We start from the raw sequence: 24,534 nt of genomic DNA on the forward strand, positions 1-24,534 counted from the left end.
CCAACCGACAACAACAGGTAAGCATATGAGCAAGGCAGCAAAATCCATCAGCGCGCTGGGCCTCGCCGCAGCGCTCAGCGGAGGTGTTATGGCAGGGGAAGCAGAAGACAGGTTCATGCAGATGATCGACAGCGGCGAGGCCTATTCGGCAGACACCCTGATGCCGCTATTCAAGCAACTCGAACCGGTCGATCTCCAGTTCATGCTGGGCACCTGGCGCGGCGGCAAGTTCGATGGTGGCGCCGAGCCTGATCCGCTGAACTGGTACGGCAAGCGCTTTACCAGCGTCAACGACGTGGAGCCGATTCTGTACCCCGGCCCCGACGGCACTCTGCAGAATTACGACAAGCTAGGCCGCGCGCAAATTCGCGAAATGGTCTTCGACGGCCAAGTCTCGGCGGCGCTGATCTACGACCAGCAGCCGATTATCGATTACTTCCGCAAGGTCAACGACGATGTGGTCATCGGCCTGGGTGACATAAAGGGTAAGCCGCTGGAGTTCTTCTTCCACCTGACCCGCGACAAATAGCCCGACGGCGCCACGCCGGCGCTGCGTCAGCCGGCAAATCGGGTTAGGATGTGGCATCGCCAACGCCGGCTCACGCTGGCGTTTTTCTGCCACCCGTCTGGAGAATGCACTCCGTGTCCAAACTGGTCCCCGCCATCGACCCCGAAGGCCTGCTCGAATACTCCGTGGTTTTCACCGACCGCTCCTTGAACCACATGTCACAGACCTTTCAGCAGGTCATGCGTGATATCTCCGGCACCTTGAAAGAGGTCTATAACGCCGACGCCGTCGCCGTGGTACCGGGTGGCGGTACCTTTGGCATGGAAGCGGTTGCACGACAGTTTGCACAGGATAAAAAGTGCCTGGTTATCCGCAACGGCTGGTTCAGCTACCGCTGGAGCCAGATTTTCGAGATGGGCCGCATACCCGCCAGCGAAACCGTGCTCAAGGCCAACAAATCCGACGAGGGTAGCCAGCCCGAATTTGCCCCGGCAGCGATCGAAGATGTAATCGCCGAAATACGCAGCAACAAGCCCGATGTGGTTTTTGCCCCGCACGTGGAAACCGCCGCCGGCATTATCCTGCCGGACGACTATCTGCGCGCCGTCGCCGACGCCGTACACGAGGTAGGCGGTCTGTTCGTGCTCGACTGCATTGCCTCCGGCACCGTCTGGGTGGATATGCAGGCTTGCGGCGTCGATGTGCTGATCAGCGCCCCGCAAAAAGGCTGGAGCGCTTCGCCGTGCAGCGCTCTGGTAATGTTCAGTGAACGTGCCGAAAAAGCGCTGGAAACCACCACCAGCAGCAGCTTCGCCGCAGACCTGAAAAAGTGGCGACAAATCATGCAGGCCTACGAAAACGGTGGCCACGCCTACCACGCGACCATGCCTACCGATGCCCTGAAGGCCTTCCGCGACACCATGCTGGAAACCCGCGACTACGGTTTTGACAAGGTCAAGCAGGAGCAGTTGGAGCTGGGTCGTTCGGTACGCGCGCTGATGCGCGAAAAGGGTTTCAAGAGCGTCGCCGCCGAGGGCTTCGGCGCGCCCGGCGTGGTCGTCAGCTACACCACCGACGACGGACTGCAAACCGGCAAAGCCTTTGGCGCACTGGGTCTGCAGACCGCTGCCGGCGTACCGCTGATGTGTGACGAGCCCGAGGGCTTCAAGACCTTCCGCATTGGCCTGTTCGGTCTGGACAAACTGCACAACATCGACCGCACCGTCCTAACGCTCAAGCACGCCCTGGAAGCGCTCTAGGGGCCACGCCCTGATGCAAGCGAACCCGGCCTTGCTGCCGGGTTTTTAGTGGCTGGGGATTTGGGCCCGCTTGTCGTTTAGGGTTTATAGCCTTCAGCTAACGCGGCACACGGTGGCTTTCAACCCTTCGGCGGTGTCGCCATGATCTCTTCCATCTTCAGCCCGGTCAGGCCGTGGATGGTACGCCAAATGTAGAAGAGGATGCCCATCATCATGATCATCGAAGGGATGGCAATCATCGGATAGCTGACCAAGGTCATCTGGCCCAGCTCTTCGTTGAAGGCTTCGGTGCCTGCGGGACTGACAACAATCCACTTGGCGACGATGTAATTCATCACGGAGGAAAAGAAGAAAGTGCCGGCCAGAAAGTAGGTCGCCCGGGACAAACGCTGGTTGAAGATCTCCACCAGGCCGCGTTCCTGCAGGCGCTCTTGCACACGCGCCACGTTGATCACCTTCTCGTTATACAGCAGCGTGCGAATAAGCGGATAGCGAGTGCGTGTGGACACCAGCACGGCAATACCTATGAGGCCCGGCACAGCGGCTTCCTTGACCGCCAGCCACTGCGGATCGAGCTTGAGCAGGCCAATGCCGCCAGTCAGCAGCACGCTGACTACGCCCAGCAGCGCGATGAAATTGAATTTGCGATATTGAAGCAGCTCAAACAGGCCCCAGCAGACCGGGAAAGCCAGCGCCAGAACCAACGCGTTGGTGGCTCCCAGATTGGCCTCACCGCTGAACTTCATGAGGATGATGGACGGCAGCACTATGCTGACCAGCAGGTCGACCATCGGACGAGGTTTGTGTTGCGGTGTGGCGGTATTCGCTTCAGTCATGGGGAAGACGGCAATCTCGGCTGCGAAGGAAAAAACATCATACACCTGCCATCTGGCCGCTCACAGTCTGCGGCGACCAGATAAGCTGCCTACTCAGCCGAGAATGGAGTAAACCAGATAGCCGGTATAACTCAGATAGGCGCACAGCAGCAGGGCACCTTCCGGCCGGCTGACCTGCCCTTCGCGCCCGCGCCGGGCAAAGCCCATGGCAAACAGCGCCAGAGTCAGCGCAAACATCACTATCCAGTCGCGTTGCAGCACCACCGGATCTACCGCCAGCGGTGCGATGCCGGCGGCAATACCGACCACCGCCAGTGTGTTGAACAGGCCGGAGCCAATTACGTTGCCCAGCGCCAGATCGTGTTCATTACGGCGAATCGCCGCCAGCGAGGAGGCCAGCTCTGGCAGTGAGGTGCCCACGGCAACCACGGTGAGACCGATGATCAGGTCACTAACGCCCATGCTTTCCGCGATGTAAACCGCGCCCCAGACCAGCACCCGAGAGCTGACAATCAACAGCACCAGGCCCAGCACCAACCAGAAAATCGCCTTGCCCAGCGGCATCGCGTGGCTGGCCACCTCGCCCTCATAGTCTTCTGCCAGGCTGTCACCGCGTCCACGCATACCCTGCACGATAGACCAGCCCATGATCAGGAAGAACACGCCCAGCAGTACCCAGGCGTCCATGCGCGACAAATGGCCGTCGATCAGCTGGTAACCCACCAGCAGAGTAATTGCCAGCAGGATCGGTAGCTCCTTGCGGATCACCTGCGAGTGCACCTTGATCGGACTGATCACCGCCACCAGACCGATGATCAGCGCAATATTGGTAATGTTGGAGCCAAACGCATTACCCAGCGCCAGGCCAGGGTTGCCCTGCCCGGCGGCCAGTGCAGAGACCACCATTTCGGGCGCCGAGGTACCAAAGCCGATGATCAGCATACCGATCAGCAGCGGCGGCATACCGGCATGGTTGGCGGTCGCCGAAGCCCCATCCACAAAGCGATCGGCACTCCAGACCAACAACGCCAAACCTGCAATTACCGCCGCGATTGCCAACAACATCGTCAATACCCGCTATTAATAAGAAAGGCGCCATTATCAGGTAAAGCGCTGCGGGGTAACAGGGGGCACAAAGAAGAGGTTTTACCAAATCATTCAGTAATGACCCAACTGGCCGATAACCTGCAGACTCGTCCACCGCTTGCGGCGAGACGAGCATGCACGCCTGGTAACGGCAACACACCCAGGCTCAGGGATGGCCGACCAACAACGCGACCGCAAAAGGTACTCCCATGGCTTTGAACAGCTCGCTTCGCCAACAGACACTGCTGCTGATGGGCGGCAGTCTGACGCTCATGCTGCTGGTGGCGCTTGCCATCGTCAGCTCACTGGCTGGCAGTGTCAGCAACTACCGGCAATTGCTCGACAATCCAGTGGCCGCCGCCAACCTGATCAACCAGGCGAACCTGGAGTTCAAGGGCCAGGTACAGGAATGGAAAAACGTGCTGCTGCGCGGCAGCAACCCCGAGGACCAGCAGAAGTACTGGGCCCAGTTCGAGACCGCAGAGCAAGCCGTACAGAGTGATCTGCAGCAAATACTCGCGCTTGATCTGAACGCAGCCACCCGCGCCGAGATAGAACAGCTGCGTAGTCAACACCAGCAACTGGCGAACCGCTATCGCAGCAGCCGGGAAGCTTTCATCGCAGCCGGCCTGGACCCGGTAGCAGGTGATCGCAGCGCGCGGGGCATCGACCGCGAGGTAAGCGAGAATATGCACGCGCTGTCCACTCGGCTCAGCGCCGAAGCACAGACGCACAGCCAGCAAATCAACCAAGCCGCCGGCCAGGCAATCTGGCTGGGACTGGCGCTGCTATGCGCAGCGGCGCTGATCATCGGCCTGCTGAGTCTGTGGCTGGTCAACCGCCGTTTGGTGAATCCGATCACTCTGCTGATTGGCCAGATTGATCAGCTAAGTCAGGGCCGCATGGGTGCACCGGTTCCAGCTGAACGCCGCGATGAACTGGGCACCCTGGCACGCGCCGCCAACCAGTTACGCGGCTTCCTCAGTGACACGTTTAGCCAGCTGCAGCGCAGTACCACTGAGCTGGATCGTGCCAGCGGCGAACTGAACACCATAGCCACCCGCATGGCTCAAGGCAGCCGAGATCAATTCTCACGCACCGATCAGGTAGCCACCGCCATGCAGGAAATGTCGGCCTCTGCCGCCGAGGTGGCGCAGCATGCTGCCGAGGCGGCGCGCGCTGCAGACGCGGCTGACTCCAACGCCCAGCAGGGGGGCCAAGTGATGCAGCAGACCATTGCCGGCATGCAGGAGATGTTGCAGCAGATCACCCTGACCACCGAGGTCATCCGCCGCCTGGAAGGCGACAGCAGCCGTATCGGCAAGGTGCTGGACGTGATTCAGGGCATTGCCGAACAGACTAACCTGCTCGCACTGAACGCGGCGATTGAAGCCGCGCGCGCGGGTGAAGCGGGACGGGGTTTCGCAGTGGTGGCCGATGAGGTACGCACCCTGGCGCAGCGCACAGCCGAGTCGACGGCCGAAATCCAGCAGATCATCAGCAATGTGCAAAATGGTGCGCTGGAAGCGGTCAAGGCCATCGAGAATGGCCAGTCGCGTAGCGAAAGCAGCATGGAACACGTGACGCTGGCCGGAAATCGCCTGGGCGAGATCACCCTGGCCATCGAGTCGATCCGCGACATGAACCGGCAGATCTCCACTGCGGCCGATGAGCAGACCAGCGTAGCCGAAGATATCTCGCGCAACATCACCGAGATCACCGACATTGCCAGTGCCAATCAGGCCGAAGTCGACAACACCTCACGCGCCAGCCAGACGCTGCACGGGTTATCGGGCGAGTTGAATATCCTGACCCAGCGCCTCTCGGCGTAAGCGCACCGCGGGTGGCGTCAGCCACCCGCAACACCTTCAGGCGGTGGCGGTGGCCGCCTGCTTCTGCTTTTCCTCTTCGTAGAGTTCTTTCTTCGAGAGCTTGCCGACCGGGGTTTTGGGCAACTCCGGGCGAATTTCCATGCTCTGCAGGCGTTCGTGCTTGCCAAGGCGACTGGCGAGAAAGTCCTGCAGGGTCTCGAAAGTGAAAGGTTCTACGCCAGTCTTCAGTTTGATGAAGGCCTTAGGCGCCTGGCCTCGATAGGCGTCTGCCACGCCAATGACCGATACCTCCTCCACGCCGGGAAACTCGTAGATGGCCTCTTCAATAGTGCGTGGATACACGTTATAGCCGCTGCACAGGATCATGTCCTTGGTGCGATCGACGATATACACAAAGCCGTCGGCATCCATGTAGCCAATGTCGCCGGTGCGCAGAAAGCCGTCACTGGTCATGGCCTCGGCGGTGGCATCGGGACGGCGCCAGTAACCGGCGGTGATGTTCGGCCCCTTGATGCAGACTTCACCCTTCTCGCCCACCGGCAATTCGGTTTCGCCACCATCGAGCGGCAGGATGCGGATGTGCGAGCCCGGCACCGGCACACCGCAGGAGCCTGGGCGCGGCGTCGCGTCCTTGGGTGTAAAAGTGCCTGTCGTCGTCGTTTCGGTCATCCCCCAGCCTTCGCGCAGGGTACAGCCTGAGCGGTTGAAATACTGCTGCTGCACCTCAACCGGCAAGGGCGCACCACCGGAGTTGGACATCTTCAGCGATGACAGATCGTAGTCCGCTGTGCGTGGATGACTGAGCAGGCCGATGAACATGGTCGGCACACCGGGGAAGGTGGTGATGCGGTTCTCGCTGATTTCCTTGAGCACCGTCATCACATCAAAACGCGGGTGCAAATACAGCTCCGCCGCGGCGCGCAGACCAAAGATCATGTTTACCATAAGCGCGTAGATATGGAACGGCGGCAGTACCGCCAGCACCCGCTCCTGCCCCGGCTCGACCGCTGCACTCAGCACCTCGCGCAGCTGCGCGCAGGAAGCAGTGACGTTGCCGTGAGTGAGCATCGCGCCCTTGGGCACGCCAGTGGTGCCGCCGGTATATTGCAGCACGGCCAGGCAATTGGAGGGATCCTCGATGGGATACGCTTGATAATCACCCTGGTTGTCCAGCAGCTGCGCAAAGCTGCTGCAGTCGACGCCCAGTTGTGGAGCAGCCTGCGGCCCGAGCAGGTCGCGTTGTTCCGGCGTGGCACTGGTGCAGAACTCGGTCAACTCGCCCACGACCAGATGGCGCAGCCGGGTACGTTCCAGCAAGGTGGCCATGCGTGGGTAAAATGCCTGCAGCCCCAGCGTGACCATAATATCCGTCTCGCTGTCTTCGATCTTGTGCTCCAGGGTGCGCTCGGCATCCAGCGGTGAGTAGTTCACCACGGTGCCGCCGGCGCGCAATACACCCAGAAAGCTGATGAAGTAATGCGGGCAGTTGGGCAGATACAGCCCCACATGCACGCCGGGCTTGACGCCCAGTTGCTGAAAGCCACGCGCCGCCTGCGCTACCTTGTGGCTCAACTCACGGTAGGTCATTTTGCTGCCGAAGAAATCGATGGCCGGATTGTCCGGAAATTCAGCCACCGCCGCGTCCAGCAAAGCCGGTATGGGTTGCGGTTCAAAAGGCAGATCCCAACGAACGTTTTCGGGATAGGACGGTATCCAACGCGGTGCAGTAGCCACAGACAGTGCCTCCAGATAGGGGATTCGGCCCTGACACCAGCGCGCCGTGTCGGGCAGTTTTATTTTGTCTCACGGTAGACCCACAATCGCATCAGGAGAACCCATATCCATTGCAGATATGTCGCTCCATAGGTGGCACATCTGCCTGTCGCGCGCACGACAATGCTCCCCATGCACGAAGGGCACGCAAGGCCCTTGCCCCGTAAGCGAGCAACAGGCTATATAGAGCGGTCAAAACAATAACTGCCCGATTCGGACTTCCCATGCGTAAACGCCTTGTACCGATCCTGATCATTGCCGTCGGGATTGTCATCTTCATTCTGCTGCGCCTCACCCGCGATGAACCCGCCCCAGTGGGCTCACTGGAGCGCAGCTGGCGGGTCGCCACCGAAGTTATCCAGCCGGACGCCTTTGCACCACGGCTCACGCTGTATGGCGAGCTTGAATCACCGCTGCTGTTTACCGTGGTGGCGCCCATGGCCGGACGCGTGGCCGCCCTACCGGCGCAAGATGGCGAGCAGGTTCCGCAGGGCGAGTTATTGATGGCGCTGGATGAAGCCGATATTGCGCCGCGCGTAGCGCAGGCAGAGGCAGACCTGGAAGACGCCAAGGCGCAGCTGCAGAGCGAGCAGACCGCGCACCAGAACGACTTGCGTGCATTGAAGCTCGAGCAACGCATTCAGGCCAACGCGCAGACCAACGTCGGCCGAGTTGAGCAACTGATTACCCGCGGCGCCCTGCCTGCTGCCGACCTGGAAAACAGCAAGGACGCGCTGGATCGCGCCGCCCTGACCGTGGCTAACCGCCAGCGCAGCATCAACAATTATCCCTCGCGACTCAAAGCGGCACAGGCCCGGGTGGCCCGCGCTCAGGCCACTTTTGACAGCATGCAGCGCGATGCCGAGCGCAGCCGTTTTACCGCACCCTTTGATGGCATCGTCGGCAACGTGCAGGCCGCGGTGGGTGACCAGGTTAACGCCAACGCCGCACTACTCGACTTCTATCCGCTGGAAGGCATGGAGCTACGCGCCGTGGTGCCGCAGGTACACAGCCAGAGTTTCATGCAGGCGCTGCAGGACGGCGGCCAGTTGCAGGCGCGCAGCCTTGACCTGGAACCGGCGATCACCCTGACTCTCAAACGCATCGCTGGTCAGGCCGATGCGCGCGGCGTGGAAGCGATCTTCAGCGTCGACCAGCCACAGCCCGGCCTGCGCCTGGGCAACCTGCTGGCGATCAGCGTTGCCCGCCCGGTACGGGACGACAGCGTAGCCCTGCCCTACAGCGCGCTCTACGGCAACGACACCTTGTATCAGGTGCTGGACGGCCGCCTGCAGCGTATTGAAGTGCAGCGCGTCGGCGAAACCCTGAACGAACAGGGTGAGCGCCGCGTGCTGGTGCGCTCACCCAAACTGAGCGGCGGCATGGAAATCGTTACCACCCATCTGCCCAACGCCGTGCAGGGGCTCAAGGTGGATACCGGCGCGCCCGCGTCCACTACTGACGACAGTACAGGGCCGCAGCCATGAGCGAGCGCAGTCCACTGGCGTTTTTTGTCCGCCACAAGGTGGCCGCCAACCTGTTGATGCTGGTCATGCTGATGGGTGGCATGCTGGGCCTCAGCCGCATGAACATCCAGTTCTTTCCGACCTTCGCACTGGACTTCGTCACTATTCGCGTGGTCTGGAACGGGGCCGCCGCCGAGGATATCGAGCAGGCCATCACCATTCCACTGGAGCAGCGTCTGCGCAGCATCCAGAACCTGAAAAACATGACCTCGACCTCGGCCCAGGGGGTATCCAGCATCACCCTGGAATTCCGCGAAGGCACCAACCCGGTGGTGGCGCTGGACGACGCGCGCCAGCAGGTCGACGAATTCCGCAATCTGCCCGCCGACGCCGAGAAGCCCGAAGTCGTGCGCGTCGCCCGCTACGACCCGATTGCCAAGTTGCTGCTTTATGGGCCCTACGCTCCCCATGAGCTGCGCATTATTGCCAACCGGCTGGAAGATGACCTGCTCACCAGCGGCATCGACCGTATCGAAATTGCTGGCCTGCCGGAGCAGCAGATCAGCATCGAAATTCCCAATACGACCCTGCAGCGCCTCGGTCTGTCACTCGATCAGGTAGCCGACCGGGTCAACGCCGAATCACGCGACCTGCCCGCGGGCCAGGCCGGCGAGCAGGACTCGGCGCGTGAGCTGCGCGCCATTGAACAGCGCCGCGACGCCGAAGAGTTTGCCAATATCCCGCTGCAACCCAACGGCACTAGCCACCTGCGCCTCGGCGATATCGCCGAGATTCGGCAGGAGCCACGGCGCAATCAGGTCTTGCTGCGCTACGCTGGCCAGCCGGCGGTTGAGCTATCACTGCAGCGCGCTGAAGACGGCGACTCGCTGGAGGCCGCGCAGGCACTCAACGCCTGGCTGGAGCGAGTGCAGCCCAGCCTGCCACCAGAGCTGAAGATCCACGTTTACGATCAAGCATGGCAACTGATCAACGACCGTATCAGCCTGCTGGTGAACAACGGTCTGAGCGGCCTGGTGCTGGTAATGGTGCTGCTGTACCTGTTCCTGCCAGCGCGGGTTGCGCTCTGGGTGGCCGTCGGGATTCCCACCGCCTTTCTTGCCGCCATGGCGGTGTTCTGGCTGATTGGTGGCTCGATCAACATGATCTCCCTGTTCGCGCTGATCATGGCGCTGGGGGTGATCGTCGATGATGCCATCGTCGTGGGTGAAGATGCCGACGCGCATTTCCGCGGAGGCGAGCAGCCGCAGCGCGCCTCGGAAGGGGCCGCCAAGCGCATGCTCTGGCCGGTGGTGGCCTCGTCGCTGACCACCATCGCCGCGTTCATGCCGCTGCTGATGGTTGGCGGCATCTTCGGCAACATTCTCGGTGACATTCCCACCGTGATGATCTGCGTGTTGATTGCCTCGCTACTGGAATGCTTTGTGGTGCTCCCGCATCACCTGCGCTCGGCTTTCCACCCAGGCAGCAAAAAGGCGGCCGGCACCTCACGCAGCGCGCGTCTCGTTGCCCGTATCGACGGCGTACGCGAACGCTTCGATAGCGGCTTCAACCGCTTCCGCGACGGCCGCTTCCGCCGCTTTTCACAGCTCGCGCTGCGTTATCGTGGCGCTACCCTTGCTAGCGCGCTGGTCGCGGTCATGCTCACCATAGGTTTGATGAGCAGCGGCCGTATCGGCTTCAGCTTCTTCCCGACTCCCGAGCCGCAGATGCTGCAGGCCAACGTCAGCTTTGTGGCCGGTACCCCGCGTGACACCATGATTCGCTTCATGCGCCATCTGGAGCAGACCCTGGAGCAAACCGAGAGCGAGCTGGGCGGTGATCTGATCCTGACCGCGGTCACCCGCGAGGGCCAGGTTATCAGTGAGAACGCCGGCGCGCGGCAAGGCGACAATCTGGGCGCCATGCTGATCGAGATGGTCTCGCCGGATCATCGCACGGTACGCAACAAGACCTTTATTCGTGCCTGGCGTGAACGTATTCAACTGGTGCCCGGCATCGACCAGCTGAACATCACCGAGCAGGCCGGTGGCCCACCCGGCAAAGATGTGGATGTGCGCCTGACCGGCAGCGATCCCGAGCAATTGAAGAACGCCGCCGAGGCACTATCGATCATGATCGGTTCGATTGAAGGCGTACTCAGCACCGAGGACGATATGTCCTGGGGCCGCGAGCAACTGGTTTACAGCTTGACGCCCTACGGCCAATCGCTGGGCCTCAGCATCCAGAGCGTGGGTCGCCAGTTGCGCGCCGCCTATGATGGCCGGCTGGCACAGATCTACCAGGAAGATCAGGATGAGATCGAGGTGCGCGTGCAGCTGCCGCGCAGCGAACGTGAAAGCCTTGCCAGCCTGAACGAGCTGAGCATTCGCCTGGATGACGGCCGCTTCGTGCCGCTAGGCCAGGTGGTGCAGTTCGGCAACAATCAGGGTTTCGAGGCGCTACGCCACGCCGATGGCATGCTCGCCACTGACGTTACCGCCGATATCGACCTGTCGCAAACCACCGCCGGCCAAGTGCTGGACAGCATCAGCCGCGAACTGCCGGCGCTGAGCAGTCAGTACAATGTGCGCTACAGCTTCGAGGGCCGCTCGGTCGATCAGCAGGAAACCATGTCCGACATGGGCACCGGGCTGATCATCGGGCTGCTGCTGATGTACGCGGTACTGGTCTGGGTGTTCTCGTCATGGAGTACACCGCTGATCGTCATGTCGGTCATCCCGCTGGCCCTGGTCGGCGCCGTGCTGGGCCATTGGGTGATGGGGCTGAACCTGACCATCCTGTCGTTGTTCGGCCTGTTTGGTCTGTCCGGCATCGTGGTCAACAACTCGATCATTCTGGTCAGTTTCTATCAGGAGCAGCGCAAGCGCGGGCTGGTGGTCAACGAGGCGTTGAACGAGGCCGTGGTGCAGCGTGTGCGCGCGGTACTGCTGACCTCACTGACCACCATTGGCGGCCTGCTGCCGCTGCTGTTCGAGACCTCCCTGCAGGCCCAGTTCCTGATTCCGATGGCCACCTCCATCGCCTTTGGTCTGGGCTTCTCGACCTTGCTGGTGCTGATGGTGGTACCGGCGTTGCTGTCATTGCTGGAGGGCTGGAAGGCGCGGCGCGAACAGAACCGTGCTAATGTGTCAACCAATTGAAAAGTCGACGTTAATCTATAAAAAGTATTCTCTGAATCGGGCATCTGCCATTGGGTGATATTCAGCGCGCAGTTAAATTGCTTCTTGACCTGATCAAGCGGTCACGTAGTCATGTAGTCATGACTTTTGGGCGCACATGATCGTTGTATTGCATCTACTTATGGTGGCATCCTGCCCCTAGAACCATACTAGGAGCAAGGATGATGGAAGAGCTAATAAAGCCATGGATCTTAGACAAGATAGCTCATGGAAAAGCAGTGCTATTCCTAGGCGCCGGCGCCGCGTTTGGAGCACGAGGCGATAACGGAGAGGTCTCCTTATCTGGAGCGGGTCTTAGGGACGCCATATCTGAAAGATTCTTAGGTGGCGAAGAGAAGAAAAAAACCCTCATACAGGTAGCCGACTACGCAAAACATGAGGCAGGACTTTTTGAAGTCCAGCAATTTATCAGAAAAACATTTCTGCCTTTAAAACCCGCAAAGTTCCACCAGATAATACCTTCCTTCCGCTGGCACTCAATATTCACAACAAATTACGACCTTGTCTTAGAGCGCGCTTACTCAGACCATTCCCAGCGCATGCAGAGCATCGCACCAATCACACGCGACGGAGACAATTTCAGCGAAGTAATGAGCGACATAAATTTAGTCCCATATTTCAAACTTCATGGGTGTATTAATTCGATAAATGACAGAGAACTTCCATTAATACTTTCAAGCGAAGAGTACGCGAAGCACAAAAAAGGGCGTATCCGTCTCTTTCGCCACCTCGCTGACTTTGGGCTAGAACACCCAATTATTTTTTGTGGCTATCAGCTCGGCGACCCCAACGTACAACAAATACTTTTCGACCTAAACGACATGGGCATACATCGCCCAACTTATATGCTCGTAGATCCCAGCCTCGGAAAATACGACATAAAGATGTGGTCTGGCCAGAGAGTGGAGCCTATCAAGGCTACACTTGAAGAATTCTTGAACTTTCTCGATAAAAAAATAGAGAAACCAAAAAGGGTTCTGGCAAAAATATCAATGTCCGACAAAAGCCCGATATACAAACACCTAAGAGCAGACGCAACACTTTCCGACCAACTGAAGACATACTTAAATACAGAGCTTGAACACATCTACCCCGGACTCAGCAGCAGCGGGGTCCGCCCCATGGATTTTTACAGAGGCCTAGACTCTGAGTGGGGCGGCATTCAGCAGGACCTTGATATAAAACGCCGCATCAGCGATCAAATAGTAATGGACTCAGTCATTGACTCAAACCTATCTGGCGTTAATACATTTCTACTTAAAGGATACGCAGGAAGTGGAAAGTCTACAGTCCTGAGAAGGGTTGCGTGGTTCGCTGCAAATGAATTAAATTCGGCAGTAGTTAGAATTCGCGATGGCGCCATACTTAGACCATCACTAATCAAAGAACTCGCATCCAAATGTGATACAAAGCTTATTCTAGTCATAGACGACGCTGCGTCAAACGCAGACGACCTACTCAAACTATACAGAGCCCTAGAGTACGAGCCGGCCGAAATCTCCATACTCACGTCCGCTCGAAACAACGAATGGAATCAATATGGAGACGAGCTAGAACAGTACATAAATTCCGAGTACGAGCTTTCAACTCTTTCCGAAAAAGAGATAACCGAACTAGTCCACAAGCTAGAAAAACACAACTGCCTAGGAAACTTTAAAAACAGCAACATCGACGCTATAAACAATCACTTTTCCTTAACCGCCGACAGGCAGTTGCTTGTGGCACTGCATGAAGCTACATCCGGCAAGCCTTTCGAGGAAATAGTACTGGATGAGTACGAAAGAATTACCCCGGCAGAAGCCCAGATACTTTACATGGATGTTTGCACGCTGAATCGTTTGGATGTACCTGTGCGCGTGGGTCTTATTTCTAGGGTTTCTGGTATAGGGATAGAGGACTTCCGAAATAAGTTTTTTGCCCCACTAGAGCATGTAGTCAAAGTATATATGGACTACAGTTCTCGCGACTACGCGTTCACCGCCCGTCACTCACTGATTGCAAAATTTGTGTTTGAGCACGCCCTGAGGAGCCCTGAAGAAAAGGCTTCACAAATAGTCAGGGTACTTGAACATCTAAACCTAGAGTACTCAGCAGACAATGAAGCTTTTTCTCACTTAATTAAGGGAAAGCAATTAGCCGAGATCTTTGGCGACAAATCCTTGGCAATAAAGATATATGAGGCTGCAAACAAAACCGGCGCAGATGCACATTACATTTTCCACCAAAAATCAGTTTTCGAGCTACACCATCCTGGCTGTGATACGAAGGCAGCTCTAAGTTATATCTTGCAGGCAGAGAAAGCTCTACCCGAAGGCAGAGCAGACAAAGCGATCGCGCATACGAAAGCATTGATATACAAACGTTTAGCGAGAGAATCTAGAACCTCTTTGGAAACCGAGAAATATCGCACAGAGGCGCGCATCATATTTGAACGCCTGGTTTCAGGGCATAAAGATTCACGAGCAATCAATGGTCTCGCTGAGCTTCAGCTTGACGAACTTGAGTCTAAAATAAATGACATTAGCAACACCGAGTCGGATGATTTAATGGAGCGGGTATTTGTAGAGCAGGTAAAAAAAATAGAATCTACAATTTACACCGGACTTCAAAAATTCCCAGGCGACGAATACTTACTGACTCGACAAGAGGATTTAGCCAGAAAACTTCTAGACAACGCCAGAGCAAAATCAATACTTGAAGAGGCATACAAAAAAAATAGCTCCAGTGAGTTTGTATCTATCCGACTTGCTAGGCAGCGCAACGTATCGGGGGAGTTGGCTGATGCGGAGCAAATTCTTCGCGATGGAATTACGCATAACCCAAACAGCAAACCTTTACATTTAGAGCTAGCAAAACTACTCATCAAACAAAACGATGAGCAGAAAAATACTGAAATTGAGCACCACTTAAAGCGTAGCTTCTCACCATCGGATTCAAACTACGACGCACAATTTTGGTACGCGCGTCACCAGTACTTACATGGGGACCGCCTCAAGTCTAAAGAGATATTTGCATTCCTCAAAAAAGCTAGGATGGCGCCTAGGCAAAAGAACGCCCTGCATGGCGACTCTCTAAATGCTGTAGGAGAAAAGATAATTTATCACGGGCACATTACATCCGAGCATGTGAGCTTTTGCTTTATAAGATGCATAGAACTCAATGATAGTATTTTTGCGCACACAGACCGATTTGACAATCTTCCTGCCGAGGGATTGAAAGCCAACGTTGACGTTACGTTCAATCTATCTTTCACGATGAAAGGCCCATCAGCTTATGCTGTAAATATAGTGTTTTGAAAATCGATTTGCCTACACCCGCTAGGCCAATGCAGGCTTCCAAGCTGGATTAAGCTATTGGGAATAGGCTCAAGCAAGCGAAAACCCGAAGCAGCGGCAAGCTGATCAAACATAGTAAGAACGGCTCCTGCAGGAGCCGTTTTCGTTCAGCGTGCCACTTACTTCTTGGCCACTTCCAGCGTCTTGGTGATCGCCGCTACCGCAGAGCCGATATTGCTCAGCTCCGCCGGCAGGATCATGGTGTTGTTGGTTTGCGCCAACTTGCCGAATTCCTTCACATACTGTTCGGCGACGCGCAGCGACACCGCCTCCTGGCCGCCCTGAGTGTTGATCGCCTCGGCGACGCGACGCAGGCCCTCGGCGGTTGCCGTAGCGATCAGCTCGATCTCGCGGGCCTTACCTTCGGCCTCGTTGATCTGGCGTTGCTTGTCGGCTTCAGACAGGTTGATGGTTTCCTGTTTCTGACCTTCAGAGACGTTGATCTTGGCTTCACGCTCACCCTCGGACTGCGCTACCACCGCACGGCGTTCACGCTCGGCGCGCATCTGCTTTTCCAGTGCATCCAGAATGGTCGCAGGCAGTTCGATGTCGGCAATCTCGTAACGCAGCACCTTAACGCCCCAGGGCTTGGCCGCCTCATCCAGCGCCTCGACCACCTGCACGTTGATGGTCTCGCGCTCTTCAAAGGTCTTGTCCAGATCGATCTTGCCCACTACCGAACGCAGCGTGGTTTGCGCCAGCTGCATGGAGGCGTAGCGGTAATCGTTGATGCCGTAACTGGCCAGTTTGGGGTCAACCACCTGCAGATAGAGCACGCCATTGACCACCACCTGGATATTGTCGCGGGTCACGCAGGCCTGACTGGGCACATCGATCGCCTCTTCCTTGAGAGTGTGCTTGTAGGACACCCGGTCGACAAAGGGAATCAGCAGATGAAAACCGGCTTCCAGGGTCTTGGCGTACTTGCCCAGACGCTCGACGATAAAGGCTGAACGCTGCGGAACTATGCGTGCGGTTTTCGCCAGGGTGACAACGACCAGGGCGAGAAATGCGAGTGAGAGAACAGTGGCGATTTCCATGCTTCAACTTCCTTGAGTGTGGGTGATTCAGGGTTGGCTAGGGCGCTGGGCGCTGACCTGCAAGACGATACCACTGTGGTTCAGGACCCAGGCCGTGTCCCCAGCCTTGAGCGGTTCGCTGGATTCGGCATCCCATTTGGCGCCGTTCAACTGTACATCGCCGATGCCCTGCGCAAAGTCGGTGAGTACGGTCACTCGGGCACCCAGCAGACCGGCGTCGTCCTGATCGCGTGCCGCCAAATCGGCCTCACTGCCGCGCAGCCAGCGAGTAAAGTGCCGGCGCAGATACCAAAGGGCAATCAGACTGATCAGGGAAAACAGCAATAACTGGGAGGGCAGCGTGTCGATCACGCCAAACAGGGTCAGCAGACCGACCACCAGCGCACCAATACCGAAGAACACCGCCACCATGGCGGGAATGAAGAACTCCGACAGCAGCAGGGCCAGACCCAGCAGCAGCCAGAATGCATAACTCGTCAAATAGCCTGTCAACATGTCGCCATCCTTTCATGCAGTGCCGCCAGTGCAACGGCCTGCCGCGAGAGTACCAGATTGCCCCCGCGAATGCGCAGCCGGTAGCGTCCTCCGGCGCCGCAAACCTGTCAGTACCGGCCAGCTTTGTTAAGCTGTTGGCAAACCACAGGGAGTGCCGCATGCCTTTAAGAATAATCCAGCTGTGCCTGTTTCTGGTGCTGAGCGCCGGCACCAGCCTCGCCCAGGCCAAACCTTTGCAGGTCGGCATTACCGAAGTGCCGCCCTTCGTGATCAAAACCGAGCAGGGCGAATGGGAAGGCATCAGCATCGACCTGTGGCGCGCCGTCGCACGGGAGCAGCAACTGGAGTACGAGTGGGTGCCGCTGTCGTTTTCCGAGCTGCTCAGTCAGGTCGAAAGCGGCAAGATCGACGTCGCCGTGGGCGCCCTGACCATGACCGCCGATCGTGAGGCCGCGTTCGATTTCAGTCACCCCTTCTACCAGACCGGGTTGTCCATCGGCGTGCCGCACACCCCCAAGCACGGCATACTGCAAAGCCTCAAGGCGCTGTTCAGCTGGGAGTTTCTCAGTGTCATCGTAGCGCTGGGCCTGCTGCTATTTGCGGTTGGCGTGGTGCTTTGGGTCTGCGAACGGCGCGCCAACCCCGAGCAGTTCGGCGGCAAGGCCAGTGAGGGTATTGGCGCCAGCTTCTGGTGGGCTGCCGTGACCATGACCACCGTAGGCTATGGCGACAAAGCGCCGGTCACCCTGGCCGGTCGGCTGGTCGCGCTGATCTGGATGTTTGCCGGCTTGATCATGGTGGCGAGCTTTACCGCCGCCATCACCTCGTCACTGACCGTCAGCAATCTGCAATACCAGATCGGCGGCCCCCAGGACCTGCCGGGCAGCACCGTTGCCACCATCCCCGATACCGCCAGCGCGCGCTATCTTGAAGAAAATCACGTGGTGCACCGCGACTACCCCAGCCTCACCGACGCCATGCAATCGGTACTCGACGGCAAGACCGACGCCGTGGTGTACGACCGCCCGCTATTGCAATTTCGCAACCAGCAACTGGGCGAGCAGCGCCTGGACCTAGTACCCGCCGTGTTTGAGCAGCAATTGTATGCCTTGGCGTTGCCCGCTGGCAGCAAGCTGCGCGAGCCCATCAGTGAAGAGATTTTGCGCATCACGGAATCCGAAGAATGGCGCGCAATTCAAGCGGCCTACCTGGAAGAAACCGACTAAAGAGCAGGCCGGGCGTCAGTCTGCGACCGGCCTGAACGCAAAACAGAAAGAAATGAACTGCAGTTCATCGGATTATCCCGGTGAATGACCGCAGGCCAGAGCCAATGACCCGCCGGTCACAAACCGCACCCTGCAACTACGTCACAAAGTCTGCTCCCTACCCTTCATAAGCGTCTCACCGCTGACTATTCTCAGTCACCTCAGGCAAAGACCTGACTGTCTCAAGACGATACAAACAAAAACAAGCACAAGGAGTTTCGTCATGTCGAAAAAGACTCGACTGAGTGTGGCCTGCGGCCTGGTTGCCGCGCTGGGTGTCAGTACGCAAGCCCAGGCCTTCTGGTTCAGCTCGTCGCAGTACACCCAGACCAAGTACCCGATTGTTCTCACCCACGGCATGCTCGGCTTCGACAGCCTGCTCGGGATCGATTACTGGTATGGCATCCCCGCCGCACTGCGCAAGGATGGCGCCACCGTCTATATCACCGAAGTGAGCCAGCTGGACACCTCCGAAGCCCGCGGCGAGCAACTGCTCGAGCAGGTCGAGGAGATCGTCGCCATCAGTGGCAAACAGAAGGTCAACCTGATTGGCCACAGCCATGGTGGCCCAACCGTACGCTACGTCGCCTCGGTACGCCCTGATCTGGTCGCCTCGGTCACCAGCGTTGGCGCGCCGCACAAAGGCTCGGCTACTGCCGACTTCCTGCGCCAGATCCCCGAGGGCTCGGCCGGTGAGACTGTACTGGCCGGTCTGGTCAACGCCATGGGGGCCTTTATCAACCTGGTGTCCGGCAGCAGCTCGATGACCCCGCAGAACGCGCTGGGCTCGCTGGAATCACTCAACTCCGCAGGCGCGGCCGTGTTCAATGCGCGCTTCCCTGAGGGCCTGCCGACCAGCGCCTGCGGTGAAGGCGCCTACAAGGTCAACGGCGTGCGGTACTACTCCTGGAGCGGTACCAGCCCGCTGACCAATGTGCTGGATGTTTCCGATCTGCTGACCGGCGCGGCCTCACTGACCTTCAATGGCGAAGCCAATGACGGCCTGGTTGGCCGCTGCAGCTCGCATTTGGGCATGGTGATTCGCGACAACTACCGCATGAACCATTTGGATGAGGTTAATCAGTTCCTCGGCCTGACCAGCCTATTCGAAACCGATCCGGTCACGGTCTATCGGCAACAGGCCAACCGCCTGAAAAACGCCGGTCTGTAACAGGGCAGGTGCGGTCAGCCCTAGGCTGGCCGCACGCCCCGCCTACTTACTCGCTCGAGTCGACTATGAAATACCTCGTCTACCTGCCACTGGTTGCCGGCGCCCTGCTACTGGGCTGGCAATTAATGCCCGAATCGAAACCTGCGGCCAGCGCACCGGCGCTGACCGGCATTACTGACCAGGCGCGCTCGGCAACGCTACCGCCGGCAACTGCCCTGTCCGCCGCGAGCACAGCTACGCAACCGCTACCGGCCTCACTGCGCGGCACCGACGTCGACGGCCGCCTGCAGGTGGACGCCGACGGTAACCTGTTGATCAATGATCAGTTGCGCCACTTGTTCGATTACTATCTGAGCGCCAACGGCGAGGAACCCCCAGAGCAGGCGCAGGAACGCGTACGCCAATACCTCAGCCAGCAGTTACAAGAGCCAGCCAGAGCGCAGGCACTGACTATCTTCGAGCACTACCTGAGCTACCTACAGGCAGTCACCGAACTGGAACAGGACTTTCCGGTACTCGACGACCTGGACGCTCTCTGGGCCCGCGAGGAGGCTGTACAGCGCCTGCGCGCCAGCCTGTTCGACCCGGCAGTGCATGCAGCCTTCTTCGCTGGCGAAGAGGTCTACAACCGCTTTACCCTTGAGCGCCTGGCCATCAACCGCAACCCGGGCCTGAACCCCGCAGAACGCGCGGCCGAGATCGAGGCACTGCGCGAGAACCTGCCGGAGGCGTTACAGCAGTTGCTGGTGCCGCAACTACATCAGGATCTGCGCCAGCAAACCCGGTTACTGACAGAGCAAAACGCCAGCGCCAACGAGATTCGCGACCTGCGTCTCGGCCTGGTCGGCCCCGAGGCGACCGCGCGGCTGGAAGCGCTGGATCAGCAACGCGCCGAGTGGCAGGCCCGAGTCAGCGACTTCAGCCGCGAGCGCGCTGCCATACTGCAGCAACCCGGCCTCGCCGAGCAGGACAAAAAGGCTGCAGTTGACGCTTTACTGCAGGCGCGCTTTGCCCCCAACGAACAACTACGCTTGGCCAGCCAAACCCGCCCTTGACCCGGATACCCTGCGCACTGCCATACTGTCAGTTCACCCCCAGCGTGAACGAGGAGGCAGCCATGCGCGCCGATGAATTTCTCAAGAAGCACGGACTGGATCAGGACGACGACAAGGACTCGAGCCTGCGCGGGCAGGCACTGGAGCGAGCACTCCACCCCAGCCGCCCGCATGCCGGTACTCCCCACGACTGGGAGGACTGGCAACGCTATCAGGCCGAGCAACAAGCCAAAGCCGAGCAAGCTGACGACGCCCCCGCAAGCGATGACGACTGACACCCTGCGCGCAGTCCTGTGCTGCGCCGCACTGCTTTCAGTGAGCAGTCAGGCAGCGCCACGCTATAGCCCGGAAGCGCTGCTCAACTGGCAAGTCAGGGACTTCGCCGAACACACCCACTACCAGCTTGAACCCAGTGCCAAAGGCACCCGTCTACAAGCCAACTGCCAGCCCGGCCAGGCCAGCGCGCGCTATATCGAGCAAAAGGTAGACCTGACCCAAACGCCCATTCTCAGTTGGTCGTGGGCCGTCAGCGGGGTGTTCAGGGGGATCGACGAAACCAGCAAAGAGGGGGACGACTACCCGGTACGGGTTTACGTGGTCAAAGATGGCGGCCTGCTACCTTGGCGCACATTGGCCGTGAATTACGTCTGGTCCAGCGCGCAGCCAGTCGGCACACACTGGCCCAATGCCTACACCAGCAACGCGCAAATGCTCGCGCTGCGCAGTGGCGAACCCTCCGAAGCCGGGGCCATGCTCAGCGAGCAGCGCAATGTGCGGGAAGATTTTTTGACGCTGCACGGCGAAGATCTGCAGCAGGTTGATGGTATTGCGTTAATGACCGACTGCGATAACGCCGGCCAACCGATAACCGGCTGGTACGGCGCCATCGAGTGGCTGCCAGCTACTTCCGCAGCTACTTCTTCACCCAGCCGCCGTTGACCTTGATGTACTGCCCGGCAGGCGTGCGATCGATCGCCTTCTGCCCGGCAATGGTCTCGACATCCTTGAGCGCGATACCATTGTCACGCGCCACCCGCTGGTACTCTTCTTTGCGCGCGGCGTTGATCTGCTGTGCTACCTCGCTGGCGTTACCCGAGGCCTTGATCACACCCAGATAGCCATCGGGTTGCTCGCCGAGCTGGCCCGCTTCCTTGGCGGCCGGCAGCGCACTCATCGCCTCGTTCAGACTCAACGCCCAAGCCGCACCGCTGCCCAGCAGCAACAACATGCAGAAGGTAAAAACTGTTTTCTTGCCCATTGCGATTATCCCTGTTGCACGCGCGCTCAGAACAGCCCGCTGGATTCATTGAAGATTTCATCCAATTGCTTATCCACCTTGATGTAGATCTCGTGCTCGATCTTCACATTCAGGTTGATATTGATCGGCTCACTCGGCGCTGCCAGCTGCACCGTCGGGCCGGCACAGGCCACCAGCAACAGACCCGCCGCTCCCATCAACAACCCTCGCCAGTGCATAGCTACTCCTTGTTGGGCTGCAGGCGCTGCTCAAGCAGGCGCTGCTGTACCCGTTGCTGAATGATGTCGCTGACCTGACTGCTTAGCTGCAGACTGGTCAACAGGGCCGGAATGTTCTCCTGCAGGTTCACGTTGAGATTGACCTGCCGCCCCTGCTGAAAATTCGGGTTATTGCCCTGCAAGCGCAAACCCAGCTGCAGCGTACCGTCTTCGGCGTAATTCACCTGGCTGCTGAGCACAGTATAGTGAAAGTTCTCCAGCGCCCCGGCCAGTTCGCGCATACCGCTGTTGCTCTGCGCCAGACGCTGTAGCTTGTCGGACTGATAGCGCAGCACACCGCCCGGCTCGCGAGCCGCCACGGCGCCCTCATCAACCATCAGCTCGCCGTCACGCAGCACCACCGGCAAGCGGCCATCCAGTGTGCCACGACCGCTCAGCCCCTCTGTTGGGTAGACTTCAAACAGGGTGTCCAGTTCCAGCCCGCTCAACTCGAGGGTCATGCGTTGTTCGGCAGCAGCAAAGTCGAGCGTCACCGGTTCGGCGCTGATTTGACCACCCAGCAACTGCAGCTGCGCGCGGTCCAGTTGCAGGCGCCCTTGCGTCACCTGGTCCAGCGATGCCTGATAACTCGCCGCCGCGCGCAGCGGCCCCATGGCCAGGCCAGGGTTCACAGAGTCCAACTGCAGGTCGCTGCTGCCCAGCTGCAGCACATTGTTGCGCAGACCCAGCTTCAGCGGCGCGGACAATCCGCTGAAGGCGCTGCGGTCATAGATGCCCTTGATGCCCGCAAGGTTGAGGTCCCCCGTCAGCGCAAGCTGATCACCACCGGTAACCTGAACTTCGCCACGGAGCTGCCCACTGGACAGGCTCAGCAGCGCTGGCCAGCTCGCCAGGGTCTGCGCCAACGGGTTACCAGCCCGAAAGAACAGCGGCGGCAGGTTAACCGTCGCTTGCCAAGGCTGTGCAGCGGGCAGGCTAAAGCGCGTATCCAACGCCAGGTCGGCCGAGTTGCCTAGCTTGCCCGCCCATTGCAGAGCGCCTTCGGCGTAGCTCCAGCGCCCGCCCAGCGTCCAGCGCTGGGTCTGCAGTTGCGGTTGGGTAACGGCAGCGATGGTGCCTTCAAGCCGACTACCCGCCTGCAAACTGGCCGCATCCTGCCATTGCTGTTGATAAGTCAGGTCTTGCAGCTTGAGGTTGGTGCTGCCCAGCGCCAGCTCGGCGGCATCGATCTGCAGGCGCGACCAAGCCAATTGCCCGCCCTTGCTTGCCTGCAGCGTAGCGCCCTGGCTATCCAACTGGCCGCGCAGCGGGGTGGTCAGTTGCAGATCGCGCAAGACAATACCGGGCTCACGCCAGCTAGCCAATTGCAGCCCCAACTGGGTATCGACCAACTGCAACTCCCAGTCTTGCGCCAGGCGCAGCGACAGATCACCCTTGAGCCGCCCTGACAGGCCATTGGCACCCTGTACGCGCAGCTCGGCGCCAAACGGCAAGGCATCGCCTTTGCCCAGCGCGGTGCTGGCCGCCGGGGTGATCTGCAGCTGTATCTGCTGCAATTGCAGGTCGCCAGGCAAGACCGCCAAGGCCGCTAGCTGCGGCTCAGTCAGCAGCAGCCGGGCGTTGCCCTGCAGCAACTGCCAGCGCCCCTGCTGCCCTCGCAACGCCAATTGCAGCTCGCCAGCGAGATTACCCAGCTGCGCAACGGCCCAGGGTTGTGGCAGCGCGATCTGCGCATTGAATGCAGCCTCACCGCCCAGCCAATCCGCCCACTGCACCGGCGGCTGCGCGGCAGCCAAATCCCAGTCAAGCGACAGCTGCGCCCCCGGCGGCAAGCTCGCGACCGGCAGGGTACCCAGTGAAAACCAGCTGCCCAGGTATTCATAAAGCCCCCGGGTCTCCGGCCAGCCAGGCACAGAGAGACGACCTTGCCACTGGGTAAGGCCTTGCCAGTCAGATGACAATTCGGCGGCTGGCTGATCATCAATCAGTAACTGACTATGCAAGCTCAGCCGGTTGCTGTTCGCCTGCACTGTTTGTTTCAGTAAGAAACGCTGCTGCGCGGCCTGCAACGCCAGTTCAGCCTGCGCCACAACCGGCGTGTCCGTCTCAGGATCGGCTGCAGTGCGGCTGGCCTGCAGGGAACCGGCCAGTTCGCAGGTGCCGCTGCGGCAGGGCAGCGCTGCGCTCAATTGCGCAATCGAGACCTGATCCGGTAGCCAGTCCACTATGTTTTGCCACAGCTCCGGTGCGGTCAGGCTCGCGGCCTGCATACCCGCGTCTTCGCTTTCCCTCTCGGTCGCATCAAGGCGCAGCACTGCATGCCCTACCTCAAGCACGCGCAAACGCGGCCCATCACGCCAACCCGGCACCAGTCGCAGCTGCTCCAGTGCGACTGATCCGCTGGGCAGGACAAAAGATAGGCCAGCCAATTCCAGGCCGCCCTGCTGCCAGCCCACGCCCTGCCACTCCAGCTGCTGCACACCCGCTGCCGAGAGGGCGCGCTGCGCCCACCAGACGGATACTCCCAGCCCAAGCGAAGCCAGCACCAGAACTGTAATCACCACCCCAAGCGCCTTGCGCATGCTCGCCCTCATAACCAGTAGCAGGTCACAGGTTAGCACGCAGCAGAGTTCTCGAGGTTGACCCGCCAGTCCGTCTGCGACCTATAATCGGCGGCGGGATTGCAGGCTAGCCTGCACGACCGAAAGGGAATCACGCTGCGGAGTCGGTAAACCCG

General features: G+C 59.2%; 19 protein-coding genes. 11 read left to right on the forward strand and 8 right to left on the reverse strand.

Features of this window, described 5'->3' with window-relative positions:
• Positions 1 to 25: 25 nt before the first annotated feature.
• Together V7747_RS06145 and V7747_RS06150 are read left to right on the forward strand one after the other, a co-directional pair.
• On the forward strand, positions 26 to 529 hold the full coding sequence (locus V7747_RS06145; RefSeq protein ID WP_335615169.1) for a DUF4334 domain-containing protein: 504 nt from the start codon (positions 26 to 28) through the stop codon (positions 527 to 529).
• 113 nt (positions 530 to 642) lie between these two features.
• Positions 643 to 1,767 (forward strand): aminotransferase class V-fold PLP-dependent enzyme, encoded by a 1,125-nt coding sequence (locus tag V7747_RS06150; RefSeq protein ID WP_335615170.1) that lies wholly within the window; start codon positions 643 to 645, stop codon positions 1,765 to 1,767.
• 119 nt (positions 1,768 to 1,886) lie between these two features.
• Here the strand turns inward: V7747_RS06150 and V7747_RS06155 are convergent, their stop codons facing one another.
• On the reverse strand, positions 1,887 to 2,603 hold the full coding sequence (locus V7747_RS06155; RefSeq protein WP_335615171.1) for a VC0807 family protein: 717 nt from the start codon (positions 2,601 to 2,603) through the stop codon (positions 1,887 to 1,889).
• 93 nt (positions 2,604 to 2,696) lie between these two features.
• Positions 2,697 to 3,668, reverse strand: coding sequence for a calcium/sodium antiporter (locus V7747_RS06160; protein ID WP_335615172.1), 972 nt, complete (start codon positions 3,666 to 3,668; stop codon positions 2,697 to 2,699).
• Between the two features lie 230 nt (positions 3,669 to 3,898).
• Here V7747_RS06160 and V7747_RS06165 point away from each other — a divergent pair, with 230 nt between their 5' ends.
• A complete protein-coding gene (locus V7747_RS06165; RefSeq protein WP_335615173.1) occupies positions 3,899 to 5,521 on the forward strand; it encodes a methyl-accepting chemotaxis protein in 1,623 nt (540 codons plus the stop codon).
• Positions 5,522 to 5,557: 36 nt separating this feature from the next.
• Here the strand turns inward: V7747_RS06165 and V7747_RS06170 are convergent, their stop codons facing one another.
• Entirely contained in the window at positions 5,558 to 7,255 is a 1,698-nt protein-coding gene (locus tag V7747_RS06170; protein ID WP_335615174.1) for a long-chain-fatty-acid--CoA ligase, read from the reverse strand.
• 263 nt (positions 7,256 to 7,518) lie between these two features.
• On the opposite strand from V7747_RS06170, the gene V7747_RS06175 reads away from it, so the two are divergent.
• The 3 genes from V7747_RS06175 (at position 7,519) to V7747_RS06185 (ending at position 15,256) form a co-directional block, all read left to right on the forward strand.
• Complete coding sequence (locus tag V7747_RS06175) at positions 7,519 to 8,781, forward strand: efflux RND transporter periplasmic adaptor subunit (RefSeq protein WP_335615175.1); 1,263 nt, start codon at positions 7,519 to 7,521, stop codon at positions 8,779 to 8,781.
• A complete protein-coding gene (locus V7747_RS06180; protein ID WP_335615176.1) occupies positions 8,778 to 11,921 on the forward strand; it encodes an efflux RND transporter permease subunit in 3,144 nt (1,047 codons plus the stop codon). Before V7747_RS06175 ends, V7747_RS06180 begins: the two co-directional genes overlap by 4 nt.
• Positions 11,922 to 12,121: 200 nt before the next feature.
• Positions 12,122 to 15,256: a P-loop NTPase gene (locus V7747_RS06185; protein ID WP_335615177.1), complete on the forward strand. Its 3,135-nt coding sequence runs from the start codon at positions 12,122 to 12,124 to the stop codon at positions 15,254 to 15,256.
• 158 nt (positions 15,257 to 15,414) lie between these two features.
• Here the strand turns inward: V7747_RS06185 and V7747_RS06190 are convergent, their stop codons facing one another.
• On the reverse strand, positions 15,415 to 16,335 hold the full coding sequence (locus V7747_RS06190; protein ID WP_335615178.1) for an SPFH domain-containing protein: 921 nt from the start codon (positions 16,333 to 16,335) through the stop codon (positions 15,415 to 15,417).
• Positions 16,336 to 16,362: 27 nt separating this feature from the next.
• Complete coding sequence (locus tag V7747_RS06195) at positions 16,363 to 16,830, reverse strand: NfeD family protein (RefSeq protein ID WP_335615179.1); 468 nt, start codon at positions 16,828 to 16,830, stop codon at positions 16,363 to 16,365.
• A 158-nt stretch (positions 16,831 to 16,988) separates the two neighbouring features.
• Between V7747_RS06195 and V7747_RS06200 the strand changes: the two genes are divergently transcribed.
• The 5 genes from V7747_RS06200 (at position 16,989) to V7747_RS06220 (ending at position 21,260) form a co-directional block, all read left to right on the forward strand.
• Positions 16,989 to 18,056, forward strand: coding sequence for a transporter substrate-binding domain-containing protein (locus V7747_RS06200; protein WP_335615180.1), 1,068 nt, complete (start codon positions 16,989 to 16,991; stop codon positions 18,054 to 18,056).
• A 262-nt stretch (positions 18,057 to 18,318) separates the two neighbouring features.
• Entirely contained in the window at positions 18,319 to 19,266 is a 948-nt protein-coding gene (locus V7747_RS06205) for a triacylglycerol lipase (RefSeq protein WP_335615181.1), read from the forward strand.
• 65 nt (positions 19,267 to 19,331) lie between these two features.
• Entirely contained in the window at positions 19,332 to 20,321 is a 990-nt protein-coding gene (locus tag V7747_RS06210) for a lipase secretion chaperone (protein ID WP_335615182.1), read from the forward strand.
• Between the two features lie 62 nt (positions 20,322 to 20,383).
• Positions 20,384 to 20,596: a hypothetical protein gene (locus V7747_RS06215; protein WP_335615183.1), complete on the forward strand. Its 213-nt coding sequence runs from the start codon at positions 20,384 to 20,386 to the stop codon at positions 20,594 to 20,596.
• The gene (locus tag V7747_RS06220) at positions 20,586 to 21,260 is read left to right on the forward strand and encodes a DUF3047 domain-containing protein (protein ID WP_335615184.1); all 675 of its coding nucleotides are present in this window, start codon (positions 20,586 to 20,588) and stop codon (positions 21,258 to 21,260) included. Before V7747_RS06215 ends, V7747_RS06220 begins: the two co-directional genes overlap by 11 nt.
• Here the strand turns inward: V7747_RS06220 and V7747_RS06225 are convergent.
• Genes V7747_RS06225 through V7747_RS06235 form a run of 3 tightly spaced genes read right to left on the reverse strand, consistent with a single transcriptional unit; the run spans position 21,235 to position 24,379 of the window.
• The gene (locus tag V7747_RS06225) at positions 21,235 to 21,549 is read right to left on the reverse strand and encodes a YdbL family protein (RefSeq protein WP_442909187.1); all 315 of its coding nucleotides are present in this window, start codon (positions 21,547 to 21,549) and stop codon (positions 21,235 to 21,237) included. The genes V7747_RS06220 and V7747_RS06225 overlap by 26 nt on opposite strands.
• 56 nt (positions 21,550 to 21,605) lie before the next feature.
• Complete coding sequence (locus V7747_RS06230) at positions 21,606 to 21,797, reverse strand: YnbE family lipoprotein (RefSeq protein WP_335615186.1); 192 nt, start codon at positions 21,795 to 21,797, stop codon at positions 21,606 to 21,608.
• 2 nt (positions 21,798 to 21,799) lie between these two features.
• A complete protein-coding gene (locus tag V7747_RS06235; RefSeq protein WP_335615187.1) occupies positions 21,800 to 24,379 on the reverse strand; it encodes a YdbH domain-containing protein in 2,580 nt (859 codons plus the stop codon).
• Positions 24,380 to 24,534: the final 155 nt, after the last annotated feature.

The sequence above is a fragment of the Halopseudomonas sp. genome (assembly GCF_036960865.1).
GTDB lineage: Bacteria > Pseudomonadota > Gammaproteobacteria > Pseudomonadales > Pseudomonadaceae > Halopseudomonas.

Bases quoted from the DNA above. Each gene is read 5' to 3' on its own strand.
- V7747_RS06145 (WP_335615169.1), top strand. From the start codon at position 26: ATGAGCAAGGCAGCAAAATCCATCAGCGCGCTGGGCCTCGCCGCAGCG.
- V7747_RS06155 (WP_335615171.1), bottom strand. From the start codon at position 2,603: ATGACTGAAGCGAATACCGCCACACCGCAACACAAACCTCGTCCGATG.
- V7747_RS06160 (WP_335615172.1), bottom strand. From the start codon at position 3,668: ATGTTGTTGGCAATCGCGGCGGTAATTGCAGGTTTGGCGTTGTTGGTC.
- V7747_RS06165 (WP_335615173.1), top strand. From the start codon at position 3,899: ATGGCTTTGAACAGCTCGCTTCGCCAACAGACACTGCTGCTGATGGGC.
- V7747_RS06175 (WP_335615175.1), top strand. From the start codon at position 7,519: ATGCGTAAACGCCTTGTACCGATCCTGATCATTGCCGTCGGGATTGTC.
- V7747_RS06180 (WP_335615176.1), top strand. From the start codon at position 8,778: ATGAGCGAGCGCAGTCCACTGGCGTTTTTTGTCCGCCACAAGGTGGCC.
- V7747_RS06185 (WP_335615177.1), top strand. From the start codon at position 12,122: ATGATGGAAGAGCTAATAAAGCCATGGATCTTAGACAAGATAGCTCAT.
- V7747_RS06190 (WP_335615178.1), bottom strand. From the start codon at position 16,335: ATGGAAATCGCCACTGTTCTCTCACTCGCATTTCTCGCCCTGGTCGTT.
- V7747_RS06195 (WP_335615179.1), bottom strand. From the start codon at position 16,830: ATGTTGACAGGCTATTTGACGAGTTATGCATTCTGGCTGCTGCTGGGT.
- V7747_RS06200 (WP_335615180.1), top strand. From the start codon at position 16,989: ATGCCTTTAAGAATAATCCAGCTGTGCCTGTTTCTGGTGCTGAGCGCC.
- V7747_RS06205 (WP_335615181.1), top strand. From the start codon at position 18,319: ATGTCGAAAAAGACTCGACTGAGTGTGGCCTGCGGCCTGGTTGCCGCG.
- V7747_RS06210 (WP_335615182.1), top strand. From the start codon at position 19,332: ATGAAATACCTCGTCTACCTGCCACTGGTTGCCGGCGCCCTGCTACTG.
- V7747_RS06215 (WP_335615183.1), top strand. From the start codon at position 20,384: ATGCGCGCCGATGAATTTCTCAAGAAGCACGGACTGGATCAGGACGAC.
- V7747_RS06220 (WP_335615184.1), top strand. From the start codon at position 20,586: ATGACGACTGACACCCTGCGCGCAGTCCTGTGCTGCGCCGCACTGCTT.
- V7747_RS06225 (WP_442909187.1), bottom strand. From the start codon at position 21,549: ATGTTGTTGCTGCTGGGCAGCGGTGCGGCTTGGGCGTTGAGTCTGAAC.
- V7747_RS06230 (WP_335615186.1), bottom strand. From the start codon at position 21,797: ATGCACTGGCGAGGGTTGTTGATGGGAGCGGCGGGTCTGTTGCTGGTG.
- V7747_RS06235 (WP_335615187.1), bottom strand. From the start codon at position 24,379: ATGCGCAAGGCGCTTGGGGTGGTGATTACAGTTCTGGTGCTGGCTTCG.